Annotated in this window: 16 protein-coding genes and 1 riboswitch; of the genes, 3 read left to right on the top strand and 13 right to left on the bottom strand. The window is 44.5% G+C overall.

Annotated elements, in window-relative coordinates; genetic code table 11:
* Positions 1-58 precede the first annotated feature (58 nt).
* Positions 59-1,681, bottom strand: coding sequence for a catalase (locus tag H9630_RS07525; RefSeq protein ID WP_225218427.1), 1,623 nt, complete (start codon positions 1,679-1,681; stop codon positions 59-61).
* Between the two features lie 174 nt (positions 1,682-1,855).
* Here H9630_RS07525 and H9630_RS07520 point away from each other — a divergent pair, with 174 nt between their 5' ends.
* Positions 1,856-3,043 carry a CDP-glycerol glycerophosphotransferase family protein gene (locus H9630_RS07520; RefSeq protein WP_191714875.1) on the top strand — a complete coding sequence of 396 codons (1,188 nt, stop codon included), beginning with the start codon at positions 1,856-1,858 and terminating at the stop codon, positions 3,041-3,043.
* Positions 3,044-3,112: 69 nt separating this feature from the next.
* Here the strand turns inward: H9630_RS07520 and H9630_RS07515 are convergent, their stop codons facing one another.
* Entirely contained in the window at positions 3,113-3,868 is a 756-nt protein-coding gene (locus H9630_RS07515) for an exodeoxyribonuclease III (RefSeq protein ID WP_191714874.1), read from the bottom strand.
* Between the two features lie 433 nt (positions 3,869-4,301).
* On the opposite strand from H9630_RS07515, the gene H9630_RS07510 reads away from it, so the two are divergent.
* Positions 4,302-5,579 (top strand): MFS transporter, encoded by a 1,278-nt coding sequence (locus H9630_RS07510; RefSeq protein ID WP_191714873.1) that lies wholly within the window; start codon positions 4,302-4,304, stop codon positions 5,577-5,579.
* A 97-nt stretch (positions 5,580-5,676) separates the two neighbouring features.
* Here the strand turns inward: H9630_RS07510 and H9630_RS07505 are convergent, their stop codons facing one another.
* The 8 genes from H9630_RS07505 to rlmN all read right to left on the bottom strand — a co-directional run bounded on the left by H9630_RS07505 (position 5,677) and on the right by rlmN (position 12,652).
* A complete protein-coding gene (locus H9630_RS07505; protein ID WP_191714872.1) occupies positions 5,677-6,504 on the bottom strand; it encodes a YkuS family protein in 828 nt (275 codons plus the stop codon).
* 89 nt (positions 6,505-6,593) lie between these two features.
* Complete coding sequence (gene thiW, locus H9630_RS07500; protein ID WP_191714871.1) at positions 6,594-7,079, bottom strand: energy coupling factor transporter S component ThiW; 486 nt, start codon at positions 7,077-7,079, stop codon at positions 6,594-6,596.
* Positions 7,076-7,729, bottom strand: a complete 654-nt coding sequence (gene thiE, locus H9630_RS07495; protein ID WP_191714870.1) for a thiamine phosphate synthase — start codon at positions 7,727-7,729, stop codon at positions 7,076-7,078. Before thiE ends, thiW begins: the two co-directional genes overlap by 4 nt.
* Entirely contained in the window at positions 7,713-8,558 is an 846-nt protein-coding gene (gene thiD, locus H9630_RS07490) for a bifunctional hydroxymethylpyrimidine kinase/phosphomethylpyrimidine kinase (RefSeq protein ID WP_191714869.1), read from the bottom strand. The genes thiE and thiD overlap by 17 nt, the downstream gene beginning before the upstream one ends.
* Positions 8,555-9,340, bottom strand: a complete 786-nt coding sequence (thiM, locus tag H9630_RS07485; RefSeq protein ID WP_191714868.1) for a hydroxyethylthiazole kinase — start codon at positions 9,338-9,340, stop codon at positions 8,555-8,557. The genes thiD and thiM overlap by 4 nt, the downstream gene beginning before the upstream one ends.
* Position 9,341: 1 nt before the next feature.
* Complete coding sequence (gene tenA, locus H9630_RS07480) at positions 9,342-10,025, bottom strand: thiaminase II (protein WP_191714867.1); 684 nt, start codon at positions 10,023-10,025, stop codon at positions 9,342-9,344.
* A 119-nt stretch (positions 10,026-10,144) separates the two neighbouring features.
* A riboswitch (TPP riboswitch) is annotated at positions 10,145-10,248 on the bottom strand.
* A 21-nt stretch (positions 10,249-10,269) separates the two neighbouring features.
* Complete coding sequence (locus tag H9630_RS07475; RefSeq protein ID WP_191714866.1) at positions 10,270-11,394, bottom strand: ABC transporter ATP-binding protein; 1,125 nt, start codon at positions 11,392-11,394, stop codon at positions 10,270-10,272.
* A 184-nt stretch (positions 11,395-11,578) separates the two neighbouring features.
* On the bottom strand, positions 11,579-12,652 hold the full coding sequence (rlmN, locus tag H9630_RS07470) for a 23S rRNA (adenine(2503)-C(2))-methyltransferase RlmN (protein ID WP_191714865.1): 1,074 nt from the start codon (positions 12,650-12,652) through the stop codon (positions 11,579-11,581).
* A 156-nt stretch (positions 12,653-12,808) separates the two neighbouring features.
* Between rlmN and H9630_RS07465 the strand changes: the two genes are divergently transcribed.
* Positions 12,809-13,279: a VOC family protein gene (locus H9630_RS07465; protein ID WP_191714864.1), complete on the top strand. Its 471-nt coding sequence runs from the start codon at positions 12,809-12,811 to the stop codon at positions 13,277-13,279.
* 61 nt (positions 13,280-13,340) lie between these two features.
* Here the strand turns inward: H9630_RS07465 and H9630_RS07460 are convergent, their stop codons facing one another.
* From H9630_RS07460 to H9630_RS07450, 3 genes are all read right to left on the bottom strand, one after another.
* Complete coding sequence (locus H9630_RS07460) at positions 13,341-14,855, bottom strand: acetyl-CoA hydrolase/transferase family protein (RefSeq protein ID WP_191714863.1); 1,515 nt, start codon at positions 14,853-14,855, stop codon at positions 13,341-13,343.
* 372 nt (positions 14,856-15,227) lie between these two features.
* On the bottom strand, positions 15,228-15,872 hold the full coding sequence (locus tag H9630_RS07455) for a LytTR family DNA-binding domain-containing protein (protein WP_191714862.1): 645 nt from the start codon (positions 15,870-15,872) through the stop codon (positions 15,228-15,230).
* Between the two features lie 98 nt (positions 15,873-15,970).
* Positions 15,971-17,473: an acetyl-CoA hydrolase/transferase family protein gene (locus H9630_RS07450; protein WP_191714861.1), complete on the bottom strand. Its 1,503-nt coding sequence runs from the start codon at positions 17,471-17,473 to the stop codon at positions 15,971-15,973.
* Between the last annotated feature and the right edge of the window lie 289 nt (positions 17,474-17,762).

Genomic DNA, 17,762 nt, shown 5'->3' with positions numbered 1-17,762 from the left:
AATAGTTCCATTTAAAAAACCGGTAAGCCACTGAGGGCTACCGGTTTTTTGATGAATTTTAATATGGTTTTGCTTCGTGGCCTTTTGCAGCTGCACCTTGTGCCACCTTATTGGCAGCAGGCTGACCATATACTTTCGGTCCTGATTTTTTCATTTCTTCATTCGCTTTCATCTTCTCTTCCATATTCTCACGTACACGGCGGCCATAGTCTTCATCCGCCTGTGTGAAATGATGGATCATCTCTTCCTGGATGCGAGGATCACAGACCGATAATGCATCACCCAAATTGTTGATCAGTTCATCGCGCTCCCAATCCTCAAAGCTGCGGTATGTTTCACCCGCTTGCCCGTAATTGTTGGTACGATCAATTGGCGCTGATACTACTTTTGCGTTATATGCTGGTTCGTGAGCAGGCGTTTCGCTCGAATCCGCTTCTTTGTATCCACCAAGAACAGATGGTTCATAGTTAATAGATGGATTTGAAGGGTTTTCATAAGGATTTTTCACATCCATCGCCCCTCGCTGCTGATTGGTTGCGACACGCTTCTTAGGAGCATTAACCGGAAGTTTCAAGTAGTTGGCTCCAACCCGATAACGCTGTGTATCGGAATAAGAGAAAGTCCGACCTTGCAGCATTTTATCGTCAGAGAAATCTAAACCGTCTACAAGAACTCCTGTACCGAACGCCGCTTGTTCAATTTCAGCATGGTAATCGACCGGATTGCGGTCAAGTACCATTTTTCCGACTGGAAGGAACGGGAATTTGTCCTGAGGCCATAATTTTGTATCATCCAACGGATCGAAATCCAATTCCGGGTGTTCATCGTCGCTCATAATTTGAACGAACAACTCCCATTCCGGATAATCTCCATTTTCAATCGCTTCATAAAGGTCTTGTGTGGCATGTCCGACGTTTTCCGCCTGGATTTCAGAAGCTTCTTTTTGAGTCAGGTTCCGGATGCCTTGTTTTGGCTCCCAATGATACTTGACCAATACGGCTTCACCTTTGTCGTTGACCCATTTGTACGTGTTTACTCCAGATCCCTGCATATGGCGGTACGTTGCCGGGATGCCCCACGGTGAAAACAGAAACGTAATCATATGCGTTGCTTCCGGAGAACGGGCAACAAAATCGAACATTCGCTGCGGATCAGCAATATTCGATGCCGGGTCAGTTTTAAAGGCATGAATCATATCCGGGAATTTCATTGCATCACGGATAAAGAATATTTTAAGGTTATTTCCGACCAAATCCCAGTTGCCATCTTCCGTATACATTTTAACGGCGAATCCACGAGGATCGCGGTCGGTTTCCGGAGAATGTCTTGATCCAGCCACCGTTGAGAAACGCACCATTAACGGCGTCTGTTTTCCCGCACCTGAAAATACTTTAGCGCGTGTATATTTTTCTACCGGCTCATCGCCGACTTTACCATAAGTTTCAAAATAACCAAATGCACCAGCGCCACGCGCATGGACAATTCGCTCCGGAATCTCTTCACGGTCGAAATGCGAGATTTTTTCAATGAAATGATAATTTTCAAGTGTAGCAGGGCCACGGTTACCGACAGTTCGCATGTTCTGATTATCTCTAATCGGATGGCCTTGACGGTCTGTCAATGACTCTTCACTTTCGCCTGTACCCATTTTCTTCTTTAACTCTTCATTATTTTCCTTCATGAATATCCTCCTCTGCAATGTGCTATCACCTAATACTCTTCCCATTTTCCTTCAAAAATAAACACCTTATTTATAAAGTAAATTAAAATATTAGTTTATTAACTGGAGATAGACAAAACCAGCGTTGTATGAAAAACTAAAGTAATGACAACTAGTAGAAAGCAGGGCTTTTAGATGAGTGTAGAATTAAAAGAAAAAGGGCGATGGGATCCCTTGAAAGTATTTTTAAAAGTCTCAGCCGCATACCTCCTCTCTTTTTTCACAAAGAAAAAAAGCGGAAAGAAAATTGCCCTTGTCGGAGGAAACCTCGGTGAAAAATATGAAGACAATGCTGCGGTTTATCATAAGTACTTATTGAATAACCACAAAGAACAGGTAACCGCCTATTGGATGTATGATTCAAAAACCTCTTATGCAAAAGACCAAAAAATTGAAAACGCCGTTCCACTGGGCAGCTTTAAAAACTATTTGCTCTTTTTCCAGGCTGATTATACGTTTCATGGCCACTCTCTTCTTTATGACATCGTTCCTTCAGCTGACAAGTTTCTGTTTCTCAACCGAAAAACAATCATTACTCATGTCAGTCATGGAATTGAAGGGTTCAAGAAAATCCTGATCCAAAAAGAAGATGTGCCATTGTTGAAACGCACGGATTACTTCAACTGCGCTTCTCAGTATGAATATGAACTGAAACTCAACAAATGGAAGATTCCCGAAAAGAAACTGATCCTCACCGGCTTTCCGCGATTCGATCGGTATCCGCCAAATCAACCATCTAAAGAAGTTAAGAATATCCTGATGATGATGACGTGGCGTGAGTGGCTATTTGATCTGACAAAAGAAGAATTTATCGAAAGTCCTTACTTTAAGAACACCACAGGTTTATTGAAGCATCAAGGCATCCAGCAATTGCTTACCGACCATAATCTCCACTTGAATATCGCCTTGCATCCTTTTATGAAAAAGTTCGAAAGTTATTTTACTGGCCTGACAGACAATGAACACGGCATCAAATTTTTGGATTTCAATCAGGAAACCATTGAGTATTCAATCGATCATAATGATATGCTTTTGACGGATATCACCAGTGTTTCCTGGGATTTTCTCTACCTCAATAAACCAATTATCTTCTACATGTTCGACCAGCAGGAATACCTCGAAAAAAGAGGAACTTACTTGAATCTGGACAGTGATTTGTACGGTTACAAAGCGGATTCAATCGATCATGTTTATGAATACCTGAAGAAAATTATTGAAGAAAAAATAACCTACAATGAATGGTACCCTAAAGCGAGCGACTATATCGATTATTTTGACCAAGACAATTGCAAACGCCTCACAGAGCGCGTTATGGGACTTTAATAGTTTCACGTGAAACTATTCCAAATGATTTTAATTTTAAAAACACACTCGAAAACCGAGTGTGTTTTTTTATAGTTCCATCATCAATTCAACGGGACAATGATCCGATCCCCAAACATCTGCGTGGATTTTTGCACTGCATAAATTCGGCAGCAATTTTTGGGAGGCGATAAAATAATCGATTCTCCATCCGATATTTTTTTCACGGCAATTGGATCTGTAGGACCACCAAGAGTAAAAACCCGATTCTTCCGGATGGAAGTGACGGAAAGTATCTACAAATCCACTTGCTAAAAACCGTGTCATTTTCCCACGTTCTTCAGGTGTAAATCCTGAATTTTTCTTATTGGCTTTCGGATTTTTCAAATCGATTTCTTCATGGGCCACATTCAAATCCCCACATAATATAACGGGTTTGTGAGTATCCAGGGTTTTCACAAATGACAAAATGGCATCTTCCCACAACAGACGATAATCCAATCGCAACAGACCATGCTGAGAATTCGGTGTATAGACATTCACCACATAATAGCCTTCGAATTCCAACGCAATCATTCGGCCTTCCGTATCATGTTCTTCAGACCCAAGGCCATATTGGACCGATAACGGCTTTTGTTTTGTAAAAATTGCGGTTCCGGAATAGCCTTTTTTATGTGCATAATTCCAATATGTATAATATCCCGGCAAATCCATTTCAATCTGGCCTTCCTGCAGTTTAATTTCCTGCAGGCAAAAAACATCGGCATCTGATTCAGCGAAAAAATCCATAAAGCCTTTTTTCATGACTGCACGAAGGCCGTTGACGTTCCACGAAATTAACTTCAAAACATATCCCTCTTTCTTCTTCTCTATAAGTTTAATGCAAGCTTAAGTAGGACTCAACAAATGCGATAGGGTTTCTGTTTTCAAAACAATCCGTTCGAAATGTAAAATTTCTGTATTTTCTTAAATATTCTGCATCATTTTTTATTGTCTTCTTGTACAATAAAGAGAAACTTCAATCAGTGGGGGGTCTTAATCCCCTACTGATAAAAAGCAGAACATAGGCTAAACGCGCCGCGTCCTGCGGCAGCGCCTATGTAACCGACATCCTGTCGGCCCGATCCAATTGGACTTTTACGGTCAGTGGAGCTCCTGCTTTTAGAGGCGGGAGGAGTCTTACTGCCCGTTAAAGCGGGATAAAGTTATCTGACAGAGGAAAGTGGAGTTCATGGTTTTAGACTATTGATTGCCAAAGCGGGACAAAGGGGATAGGGCGATGAAAAAATTCTCAAAAGAAGAGAAAAGTTGGGCTTTATACGATTGGGGAAGTTCTGCTTATTCCATCATCATCACGACAGCAGTTTTTCCGATTTACTACAAAGCATCAGCCACTGAAGCCGGTGTTAGTTTATCTGATTCAACGGCTTATTTAGGATACACCATTGCGATTTTTACGTTTATTTTGGCGATGATCGGACCCATACTCGGAACTATCGCCGATTACCAGGGCATGAAGAAAAAGTTTTTCACTGCCTTTTTCCTGTTGGGCACTATTTCCACCGCCTTGTTAGCGTTCGTACCAAGCGACAATTGGCTGTTGATGCTGATCTGTTACGTTTTTGCAGCTCTTGGTGCCACTGGCGCTAATTTGTTCTACGATGCTTTCATTGTTGATGTAACGACAGAAAAACGGATGAACAGTGTTTCAGCATTTGGCTATGGACTCGGTTACATTGGATCCACCATTCCATTTATCCTGTCGATCGCCATCATTTTACTGGCTCAAAACGGAGTGCTGCCAATTTCGGCCACTGCCGCGAGCCGTATCGCCTTTCTCATTACAGCAATCTGGTGGGTTTGTTTTTCACTGCCGATGTTCCGCCATGTCAAACAGCTTCACTATATCGAACGCGAACCCAATCCTGTTCATCAGAGCTTTAAACGGCTTGGAAAAACCATAAAGGAAATCCGTCAGTACCGGGCGTTGTTCCTGTTTCTGATCGCCTACTTCTTTTACATCGATGGTGTTGGGACGATCATTTCATTATCAACGGCCTACGGCACTGACTTGGGGCTAAGTGCAACAAGTCTCCTGATTGTCTTGTTTGTCACCCAAGTGGTGGCCGCTCCCTTTGCTATTCTCTACGGCCGTTTGGCAAATCGATTTACCGGCAAAAAAATGCTGTACGTAGGAATCTGCGTGTATATCGTGGTCTGCATTTACGCCTTCTTCTTGGAAACCATTACGGATTTCTGGATTTTGGCAATGCTTGTGGCCACCAGCCAAGGCGGCATCCAGGCACTCAGCCGTTCATATTTCGGAAAACTGGTACCTAAAGAGAACTCCAATGAATTCTTCGGTTTCTATAATATCTTTGGAAAGTTTGCTGCAATCACTGGCCCCTTGCTTGTAGCGGTCACTTCACAAGTAACCGGCAACTCGAGCATGGGTGTGTTCAGCCTGGTCATCTTGTTTGTGGTCGGCCTTGTCGTCCTTTCCCGCGTACCGGAACCAACGCCTCATGAACCAATAGACAAAGTTGCCCCGGAGTAAAGCTGTATGGCCGCATAGTTTTGACATAAAACAGCTATTATTCGAATGAACGCAAAAAGGTGCCCGCCAATCCATCTGGCGGACACCTTTTATATTGTTATTTTTTGTTTTTATCTTCAGCTTTTACAGTTACGCTGCCAGTGCTGTCTTTTTCGACAGATGCATCGCCTAATTCAACGACTTCGATGCCGCTTTTTTCTTTGTCGGCTTCCTTGTCAGCTTTTTTGATTTCTTTTTCTACAGCTTTTTCAGCTTTTTCATGTTCTTTTTGAGCTTTTTCCTGTTCTTTCACTTCTTTTTCAATCACTTTTTCTTGTTTCTTCAATTCTTTTTCTTCTTGCTTTTCTACACGTTTCGCTTTCAGCTCATCGGCTTTACCTTTAGCTTTTTCTGTAATTCCAGATGTTGTTTCTTTTGCTTTATCGGTAAGGCCACTTGTTTTATCTTTCAATTGGTTGGCCTTTTCTTTCACTTGATCTAATTTACCGCCTGAACTTTCAGCGTTCGGATCTTTCGAGCTGGCTGTTTTTTCTTTAACGATTTCTTGAAGCTCTTTCCCGCTCTTCGGTGCGAACAATAGCCCAGCTGCCGCTCCGATAACTGCGCCTGTTGCTGCGCCGGCTAAGAAACCACCGCCTCCGCCGCTTTCCTTGCGTTCAGCTTCAGTAGGCTGTGGAGATTGGATTTTGCCGCCACGTACGAGGCGCTCTTCCACTTCTTCCACGATTTCATATAAGGTCCGTCCTTTAGCTTCAACAAGTGATACACTCATATGATAATCAGCTAAATCTTCCTGATCTCTCACAACAATGACGTCATAGTCGGTCGAATCTGATTTGTCTTCAAGCATTTCTGCCTGATATCCTTTTTTCTCCAATGCTTCACGTACTGATGTAAATGGATGTTCAACTGCAATTTTCACCATAATCTGTCCACTCCCTTTTAAAAGTCTATATTGCACTGTTTCCCCTCAATTGAGAATTTATAAACACCTGCAAGAAAATTCCGAGATTTTCACCATGCTTTTAAAGGATCAGCTTTCGCAAGGCGCATTGCCAATATGCCTCCTAAAATGGCACCGGTCAAACTGGAAATGAAAAAGGGCGGCACAAAAAACAAAGCGCCAAATTCAGTACCCAGCAAAATCCGCGCATAGGGCACCGCAACCAAAGATGCGATGATTCCAGTACCCACTACTTCCCCTAAGCCTGCTAACCAGATTTTCCCGAACTTCGCATACATCATCCCCGCCAACAACGCTCCAATCATCCCGCCTGGAAAAGCCAGCAACGATCCGGTACCGGTCAAGATTCGGACGACACCTGTCAAAAAAGCGATCAGGATCGCTGGACCCGGACCAAAAAGAACTGCAGCGATGACATTGATGGCATGCTGAATGGGATATGCACGGGCAATTCCAGCGGGAAAATAAACAAAAGCGGAACCAGCCACTCCAATAGCGACAAACATCGCCATCAGAACCAGTTTTCTAGTTTTCATTTTCGAACACCTTCTTTGCTGGAAGCTTGTAAGGCAGCAACCTGACCGGCAATGTCCTTCGATTCAGTTATCGCCGAGATGACCGCAATTCCTGAAACCCCTGCTGCCCATACAAGACTTGCATTTCCAGGAGTAATGCCCCCGATGCCCACTACCGGCAATTCAGGAAATTCCTTTTTGACCGTCAGAATTCCTTCAACACCTGCCGGCTTTTTTGCATCAGCTTTCGAAGTCGTCCCAAAGACCGGCCCCATCCCGACATAATCTGCACTATCCTTTACAGCTTTTCTCGCTTCTTCTGAAGAATGGACTGAGACACCCAAGATTTTCTCCTTGCCGATTAGTTTGCGTGCCTGGGAGGCACTTAGATCTTCCTGTCCGATGTGTACACCGTCTGCTCCAATTTGGCAGGCCAGCTCGACTGAATCATTAATAATGAAAGGGACCTTGTAATGGTTGCATAATAGTTGGCAATGCAAAGCAAACGCCAGCAATTCAGTGCCCGATAATGCACCCTCACCTTTTTCGCGCAGCTGAAAATGTGTGATTCCACCTTCCAACGCCGCTTTCAATACCTCAAAAGGATTGCGGTCTCCTGAATTCCTGGATCCCATAATAAAATAAATGGAGGGCTTATCGGAAAATTTCAATGTTCGCAGCCTCCTTGCTTTCGGCTAACACCGTTTTATACGCAGCATGGTTAGTCGGCCCATGGCCTGAGCCGATATTCAAGGGCTCGCTGAGTGCAGCGTGAATAAATTGCTTGGCTGTATGGATTGCATCCTGCAATTCTTGCCCTCTAGCCAGCTGCGCAGTCACTGCCGCCGCAAATGTACAGCCGGTGCCATGTGTCTGTCCAGTCTCAATCCGCGCTGAGCGGTACAGCAGCGATTCCCCATTTGCCTGCAGCAAGTAATCTTCAGCATACTGTGGATCTGTTCCGTGTCCGCCTTTAATGACAACTGACTTGGCTCCCATTGCCAGAATCTTTTCAGCAACCAGGCGGCGGCTCGAGACATCTGTAATGGGGATGCCTGTCAGCACTTCTGCTTCCGGGATGTTTGGCGTGACCAGTAAAGCCACAGGCAGCAAATGGTGTTTCAATGCTTCCACTGCTTCCTGCTGCAGTAAATTGGCTCCTCCTTTGGCGATCATCACCGGGTCCACAACCACATTTCTCCAGTTGAATCGCTGGATCGCGGCGGCAGTTTCTTTGATGATTTCCGGATTGAACAACATGCCCGTTTTTAAGGCGGTTATTTCAAAATCGCTGCCGACAGCTTCTAATTGCGTTTGCACGGCTTGGGCAGACATGGGATAAATGGCGGTGACTCCTGTCGTATTTTGGGCAGTCACGGCCGTGACGACAGACGTGCCGTAAACTCCCAGTTCCTGAAACGTTTTCAAATCTGCCTGGATGCCCGCACCTCCTCCGGAATCCGATCCGGCAATTGTTAAAGTCTGCGGAATTCTGCTCATCGTAATCCCTCCTGTAAATAGATCTGTTCTTCCACACCGCTATCCGTCAGGCTGGCCAAACGATTAATGAAAGCCGCTTGAAAATCTCCCGGAAGACTCGTTGATTTCGCAGCCAGCTGACCGGCGATTGCATAAAAACGCAATGCGTTGCTGACGGTCTTTACAGGGTCTTCTGGCCGGACTGCCATCGCAGCAGCCACAATGCTGCTAAGCAAACAACCCGCACCGGTAATCGAAGCCATGATCGGATCTCCAAAAGGAATTTCAATCACTTGTTTTCCATCAGTGACAATATCCGCTTTTCCAGTGACCGCTACCACAAAGTTAAATCTTTTTGCAGTGGTGACGGCAAGCTCCCGGACGTCCAGGAGCCCTTCTCCTGCATCCACACCTTTCGACTGCCATTGTTTCCCGGCTACCGCTGCGAGCTCTCCTGCATTGCACCGAAGGACGCTAACGTCAACCAGGTCCAAAATTTCTTTTACAGCCTTCTTCCGGAAATTGCTTGCTCCTGCCCCGACAGGATCCAGTACGACAGGAATACCCAGCCGGTTGGCCGCCTCTCCGGCTGTCAGCATGCTTTTCAGCGATTCTGCATGCAAGGTTCCGATATTCAATGACAAGGCCTTCGCCAAACGGGCAAGTTCAGCTGCTTCTTCAGGCGCCTCTCCCATGATCGGAGAAGCACCGATCGCCAATAGGCCATTGGCTTGAAAATTCGAAACTACATGATTGGTGATGCAATGGATCAGCGGATTTTCACGTTTTATTTGGCTGAACATGTTACACACCTACTTCTTTAATAGACTCTAATGCCCAGGATTCTTTTTTCCATGCCTGTTCCCAGAAATTCCATTCATAGTAGCTGCTTTTCCGGAAATGATTTTTCAGTTCCTGCCTCCGTATTTCCGGCAGTCCTTCCGCCAGCTTGTCCATGCGCGAAATCTGTTCGTTGACAAGTGAAGCAAACTCATCGGAACCGTATGTTTCAATCCACCGATTATAAATAGGGTGGTCCGGTTTGGCATGTTTCAAACGTTCACCGATTTCAAAGTAAAGCCAGTAGCAAGGCAAAATAGAGGCCAACACATCGGCCAGATCGCCTTCTGACGAACGATACATATGCGAAACATAGGCATATGCAGTTGGAGACGGTTCAAAAGCAGCCCACTCTTCTTTAGTGACTTCCAAAATTTCCATGAACGATTCATGCAATGCCAGCTCAGCACTGCAAGTATGTGCAGAATGGGATGCAAAACGTTGTGTCGTTTCCAGATCCTTGGCCTTTGATGCACCAAGCGCCTGCACTTTCGCAAAGTGCGATAAATAATAGGCATCCTGCATAACATAGAAACGGAATCTGTCGATCGGCAAGGTTCCATCTGCTATGCCTTTCACAAACGGATGATCGAAACTTGCCTGCCACAGGCTGTCGCATTCTTTTCTTACTTCTTTGCAAAATGTCATTTCTCCATCTCCTTTTTCTATATCCAGTTGCAAGCGGCTAAGCACTGCAACTTTTTTCACAAAATAAAAACGCCGCTTCCCGGCAAAGGGAAGCGGCGTTTGCGATTGTAAAAGAAAATAGCAGACGGTCGCCACTTCCCTCCGCTGGTATGATCCAGATCAGGTTCGAAGGGTCCAGGCTTTTGCCTGTCTCAGCCGATATCCGGCTCCCCTAGTGGTGTTTTTATTTGTGTTTTCGAAATCACTATAGCATAGATTCAGAAAATTCTACAGCTTTTATCCGATTTCCCGTTTCATCATCAAAGAAGTGGACGTGAGCCATATCGAATGCAAGCGTTGCCGTATGGCCCGGCTCGATAGTCGTGGTAGCTTCTACGCGAGCAATGAATTCCTGTTCGGCATAAACCGCATGAAGAATCGTTTCTGCTCCTGTCAGTTCAGAAACCGTGATGACTGCTTCAAACTCACTGGTTGGAATATTCGACAGATCTTCATTGTTCACATGAATATGTTCCGGCCGGATTCCCAGCGTAACTGATTTTCCTTCATAGCCTTCATTTTTCAGCATTTCCATCATCTGTGGTGGGATGTCCAGCATTTTGTCCCCCATCACGTAACGTCCCTTATCAATTCTTCCTTCAAAAAAATTCATGGCAGGAGAACCGATAAAACTGCCCACAAACCGGTTTTCAGGAAAATTGTAGACTTCTTTTGGAGAGCCGACCTGCTGAATCAGCCCATCCTTCATAATCACGATTCGAGAAGCCATCGTCATGGCCTCTGTCTGGTCATGGGTTACATATATAGTTGTGGTTTTCAACCGTCTGTGCAACTTAACGATTTCGGCACGCATCTGAACGCGCAGTTTGGCATCTAAGTTGGATAAAGGTTCATCCATCAGGAAGACCTTGGCGTCACGGACAATCGCACGCCCAAGAGCTACACGCTGCCGCTGTCCGCCTGACAATGCTTTCGGTTTTCTGTCTAAATAATCTTCCAATCCCAGAATAGCGGCGGCTTCATTGACACGCCGCTTGATTTCCGCTTTCTTGAACTTTCGCAGCTGCAATCCAAAAGCTATATTTTCATACACGGTCATATGCGGATAAAGGGCATAATTCTGGAAAACCATCGCAATGTCACGTTCTTTCGGCTGGACTTCATTCATGAGTTTGCCGTCTATAAAAAACTCACCTTCTGTTATTTCTTCCAGGCCTGCAATCATCCGGAGAGTCGTGGATTTCCCGCATCCTGACGGGCCGACAAAGACGATAAACTCTTCATCCTGGATATTCAGGTTAAAATCTGATACAGCAAGAGCACCATTATCGTATCTTTTCCCGAGCTTTTCGATTTTGATCTCTGCCACTTTGCATTCTCCTTTTTAACCGCTTTTCCTTCGATTATAGTTAAATATCTTTAAATTACCAATAGAAATAAAGATACGCAAAGGGACTATTTTAATATATTCTCTTTCATTCAGTCTATTTTCACCTCCATACCAATAAGAAAAGCGTTCCTGAAATCCATCAGGAACGCTTTTCTATATTGCATTATACAGTTACTTCTTTTTTCTCTTTTTTGATTTGCTTGCTTCGCAATTGGCCACAAGCTGCATCGATGTCGGCGCCTTGCTCATGGCGTACGCCACAATTGATGCCTTTTTTCTTCAATGCATCATAGAAAGCAGAAATGGCTTCCGGTGTGCTCTGCTGATATTGGTCATGCTCATCAACTGAGTTATACGGAATCAAGTTGACGTATGACAGATGGCGTTTGTCTTCAAGCAATTTCGCCAGTTGATTCGCCTCTTCCACATGGTCATTGACATCACGCAATAAAATATACTCGAACGTGATGCGGCGGTTGGATTTCTCCAAGTAGTAATCGATTGCCGCCATCAATTTCTCGATTGGGTACGCTTTGTTGATCTTCATGATGCGCGTGCGCAATTCGTTGGTTGGCGCATGGATAGAGATCGCCAGGTTAACCTGCAAACCTTCGTCTGCATAATCGTAGATTTTTGGCACGATACCGCTTGTCGATACGGTAATATGGCGAGCACCGATAGCCAAGCCTTTTTGCGAGTTGACGATATTCAGGAAGCCCATCAAATTTGTGTAGTTATCGAAAGGTTCTCCGATACCCATTACTACGATATGGCTGACACGCTCATCTTTTTGTTGTGCATCAAAATGCGCTTGTACCTGCATGATCTGCTCAACGATTTCGCCCGCGTTTAAGTCGCGGCTCTTTTTCAAAAGTCCGCTGGCACAGAAACTGCAGCCGATGTTACAGCCGACCTGCGTCGTTACGCAAACGGAATTTCCGTATTTGAAGCGCATCAATACCGTTTCAATCAAGTTGCCGTCCTGCATCTGGAAAAGAAACTTGATTGTACCATCCGCAGATTCCTGTTTGACTGTCTCTTTCAATGTACGGATTGTAAAATTATCTTCAAGCAATTGAATACAATCCTTCGAAAGGTTGTTCATTTCTGCGAATTCGGTGACACGTTTAATATACAACCAGTCCCATACCTGTTCAGCACGGTATTTTTTCTGGCCGTTTTCTAAAAACCATTCTTTTAACTGTTCTATCGTTAATCCATAGATGGAATTTTTCATTTCAGAACCCTCATTTCAAATTTCACAATTGCTTATTATAATACTAAAAATAACGCTTGACAACAACTATTTTTATTTAGACAGAAAACTCTGTTTTAAATAACTGCTTACTTTCCCTTTTCTCTGGGTACAGAAAGATAGAAAGGAGTGGGGTTCATGAGTGCGATTACCCATGTAGGGCTGGCGGTTCCAGATTTGGATCAGGCCATCGACTGGTACAGGAAAGTATTTGATTTTTATATACTGGCAGGTCCCTTCAACTTTAATGCAGCAGATGAAAACCCGAGTGCTATGACATTGGATTTGCAGGGGGAGGAATTGAAAAAGATGCGAAATGTCCACTTGATGTCTTCTGGTGGCGTTGGCATTGAGCTGTTTGAATTTCAGGATCCTACATACTACAACGAATCTTATTCCCCTCATGCCGGATTTTTTCACATTTGCCTGGTTGTCGATGATCTGGTTGGGACCATTGAAAAAGCTGTCCAGTATGGCGGCAAGCAACGCAGCGAAATATGGAATGTCAATAAAGGCAAACCTCATTACCTGGTTTACGCTGAAGACCCTTTTGGCCACATCATTGAATTATACACGCGCAGCACTTCTGAAATTTATGGAAATCAATAATAAAAACCAGGCGCTTTTAAGCGTCCTGGTTTTTTGATTGATGTGGCAGCTTTCGCTTTTCTTACACCAATTGCTCTTTTTTCTGGAGCATTGTGCCGTTTTTCGCCAAGTCAGCGTGCCATGAGAAAGCTTTTTCCAACACATGCGGTGTTTGTCCGCCACGTGTTAATGCTTCGTCATAGTACTCGCGAAGTTGAGCGCGGTATGATGGATGTACACAATTTGCCAGGATGACTTCCACACGTTCACGTGGTGCCAAGCCGCGAAGATCTGCATAGCCCTGCTCTGTTACGACTACATCTACGTCATGTTCTGTGTGGTCTACGTGAGAAACAAACGGTACTACGCTTGAGATATTTCCGCCTTTAGCAACTGATTTGGTTACAAAAATCGCCAGACGTGCATTCCGTGCGAAATCACCTGAACCGCCGATGCCGTTCATCATTTTCGTACCGGATACATGTGTCGAGTTGACGTTTCCGTACATATCAAACTCCAAAGCCGTGTTGATTGAAATCAAGCCGAGTCGGCGAATCAATTCAGGGTGGTTTGAGATCTCTTGAGGACGCATCACAATTTTGTCACGGTAATTTTCAAAATCAGCAAAAACCTGGTTCATTTTCGGTTCCGACAAAGTCATGGAACAGCAAGAGGCAAATCTGACTTTCCCTGCATCGATCAAATCAAAGACAGCGTCCTGAAGGACTTCCGAGTATACTTCCAAGTCTTCAAATTCAGAATCGATCATACCGTGCAAGACAGCATTCGCTACAGATCCAACTCCGGATTGCAGAGGAGCTAATTTCTCTGTTAAACGGCCTGCACGGATTTCTGAGCGCAGGAATTCAAGCAAATGATCGGCCATGATTTTCGTTTCTTCGTCCGGAGGCACGATGTTTGATGGTGAATCCAACTGGTCAGTGAAGACAATGCCTCTCACTTTTTCCAAATCAATCGGAATTCCGATAGTGCCGATGCGCTGATCCGCCTCTGTCAATGGAATCGGTGAGCGTTCGCCTTGTTTGCCAGTATCGTAAATGTCATGAAGGCCTTCAAATCGTTCAGGCTGTGCCATGTTGATTTCAACGATGATGTTTTTAGCATGCTTTGCAAAGATTGCGTTGTTTCCTACAGAAGTCGTCGGGATGATCATGCCGTCTGCTGTAATGGACAATGCTTCGATGATTGCAAAATCGATTGCCTCTGTAACGCCCGTACGGATCCATTCCGCTGTATGGGAAAGATGGTGATCCACGAATAGCATTTCGCCTTCGTTTATTTTTTTGCGCATTGCAGGCTCTGCCTGGAATGGCAAACGCTTGTTGACAATTCCTGCTTCTGCAAAGATATGGTCAGTGTCTGAACCTAAAGAAGCACCTGTAAAGACATTTACTTTAAAACTTTCAGTTTCTGAACGCTTAACCAATGCCTGAGGAATCGCTTTAACGTCTCCTGCGCGCGTGAATCCACTAAGTCCAAGAGTCATGCCATCCTGGATCCATGAAGCTGCCTCATCTGCTGTAACTACTCGATCCTGTAATTGTTCCGCTTTAATGCGTGAAAGTTTCTTTTCCATTCTAATCACTCTCTTTCAATTTTTAGTTTTTAATAATATTTAATTGATAAAGCGTTTTCATGAGCGGTCGCTCAGTTAAAAATCGCGATTCTTGCAAAAAGGGTATAGTTTTTCATTATCTATTAACAACTTAATTATTAGATAATTTTAACTTGTTTTGACAGGTTATTGAGCTTTGAAGATTGGAAAAGAGTTTAATGACGTGAAGCAGAGAAAGGAATGTCTGAAGCAGCATTTTATTAAAAGGTTCAAATCGGACCTTTAAAAAACGATATTTTCTTAATTATCCGTAATTTAAACATTGGTGTTCTCAAGCCTTTTACTGCACGCATAAAAAAAAGCGCCGCTAAGGGACGCCATTGCTTTTATTCATTAAAATCCAAGAAGCTTCCGGAAATAGCTGGAGTAGGATTGGCTGACGGGAATCCGCTCTCCGTTATTCATCGCAAGTACGAATGTCGAATGGGTATCCGGATAAATTTCTTCTATATGATGGACATTGACGATAAATGACCGGTGGCATCGAATAAATGATTCGCGGGGCAGCAAAAATTCAAATTCCTGAAGAGAATTTTTATTGGTTCCTGAATAACCTTCAGCATGGACATGGGTTTTGCGGTCTTTCACTTCCAGGTATTTGACTTCTGTAAAAGGAATCGGCTTCCAGCCATCTGGACTTTTCACGGTAACCACTGATTTCCCCTCGGTAAATGCTGGGTAAATCGCCATGACGCATCCCTGCAGGACATCTTCATGCTCAAATGGCACTGCCATGCCGTGGTACGGGACGCCGAAAAGCTCACGGTTGATAAATTCCGAGGTTTTTTGGTTTGCCTGCAATGCTTTATGGGCAATCGTCCCTGGCTTTACAGGATCGCCTGGTTTTATTTTCAAATCGACCCGTTTGCTTGGCCTGTAATAAATGTATTCCTTTGTGTTCGTGACGGCTATTGAAATTTCATCAGAGAACAATTCCCCAATGACATCCAACAGCGCGTCCAACTTAATGCTTTCCATAGTAACCCTCCTGTTTCAACTCAATATTTTGATTATACATCAAAAGTCTATCCAATATTTTAAAAACCAGTCCTGCAGGAGGACTGGTTTCGTATTATTTATTCCGATAAATGCATTGTGCCGTTGGCGGCTAAGTGATTATGCCAGGAAAAAGCTTTTTCCAATACATGAGGCGTCTGCCCACCGCGAAGAAGTGCTTCTTCGTAATATGAACGCATCTGCTCCCGATACGTTGGATGGACGCAGCGCTCAATAATCAAAGGAACCCGCTCACGCGGAGCTAGCCCACGCAAATCGGCGTACCCTTGTTCAGTCACAACGATATCGACGTCATGCTCCGTGTGGTCCACATGCGATACGAAAGGCACAACACTCGAGATGCTGCCGCCTTTGGCAGTCGACTTAGTGACAAAGATCGATAAGCGGGCATTGCGGGCAAAATCGCCCGAACCGCCGATGCCGTTCATCATTTTCGTACCGGATACGTGTGTTGAGTTAACATTGCCGTAAATATCGAATTCCAGTGCCGTGTTGATGGAAATCAACCCAAGCCTGCGAATGAGGCCTGGGTGATTGGTAATTTCCTGCGGCCTCAAAATAAGCTTGTCACGGTATGTGCCGAAATCCCCAAACACCTTCTTCATCTTTTCTTCGGACAACGTGATGGACGATGCAGAAGCAAACTTCACTTTCCCAGCATCGATCAAATCGAACACTGCATCCTGGAGCACTTCCGAATAGACTTCCAGGTTATCAAATTCGGAATCTATGAGGCCGTGAAGAACCGCGTTCGCTACTGAACCAATTCCCGATTGCAAAGGTGCAAGCCGGTTGCTCAACCGCCCCGAAGCCACTTCCTTCCGGAGAAAATCCAAAAGATGCTCGGCCATCACTTTAGATTCAGCATCCGGCTGCAGAATGGTCGAAGGCGAATCTTCCTGCGCCGTAAAGACGATGCCGCGGACCTTTTCAGGGTCGACTGGAATTCCGATTGTGCCAATTCGGTCATCGACTTTTGTCAACGGAATCGGCGATCGCTGCCCTTGCATGCCCGGCTCATAAATATCATGTATTCCTTCAAATAATTGCGGTTGTGAAAGGTTGATTTCAATTATGACGTTTTTGGCGTGCTCGACAAAAACTGATGAGTTTCCGACCGATGTCGTGGGAATGATCATGCCGTCTTCTGTTATAGACAAAGCTTCAATTACTGCAAAATCAATCGGTCCAATGACGCCCGCACGGATCCATTCGGCAGTCTGGGACAAATGGTGATCGACAAACAGCATTTCACCTTCATTGATTTTTTTCCGCATGACCGGTTCAGCCTGAAACGGTGCCCGCTTATTGACGATGCCTGCTTCCGCCAATAATTTATCGACACCCGAACCAAGTGAAGCTCCGCTGAGGACATCTACTTTAAACTGCTCCGTTTCTGCGCGGCGGACTAATGCATACGGTATGGCCTTGGCGTCGCCTGCTCGTGTAAATCCGCTCAGTCCAAGCGTCATCCCGTCCTTTATCCAAGATGCCGCCTCTTCAGCTGTGACCATGCGATTCTGTAATTCGATCGCTTTGATGCGTTGAAGTTTTTCATCCATAGTTATCACCTTCAGCAGTCTCAAATTTTGATCAATCTTTTAGTATCCCTTATTCCCTATTATCTGAAAATAAACCAATCCCCTGCTTTCACTTTCTTCAATAGCTATTCTTCAGAAGATACAGCCATCATACATCGGGATAGAAAACGCTCTATTTAATGACAATGAATCATGCTGTTGAAGCTGAAGCTCCAGTCTAGAGATTCTGTTTACTTACAAGGTTATAAAGCGGTAAAAAATTCAAGTCTGTTCCTTTGACAAGAAGTGGAAGCTCAAATAATATAAAAAA

This window comes from Planococcus wigleyi (assembly GCF_014836985.1).
GTDB classification, from domain to species: Bacteria; Bacillota; Bacilli; order Bacillales_A; family Planococcaceae; genus Planococcus; species Planococcus notacanthi.
The sequence above is the reverse complement of the archived record's forward strand: the minus strand, read 5'-3'. Positions and strand labels throughout refer to the sequence as shown.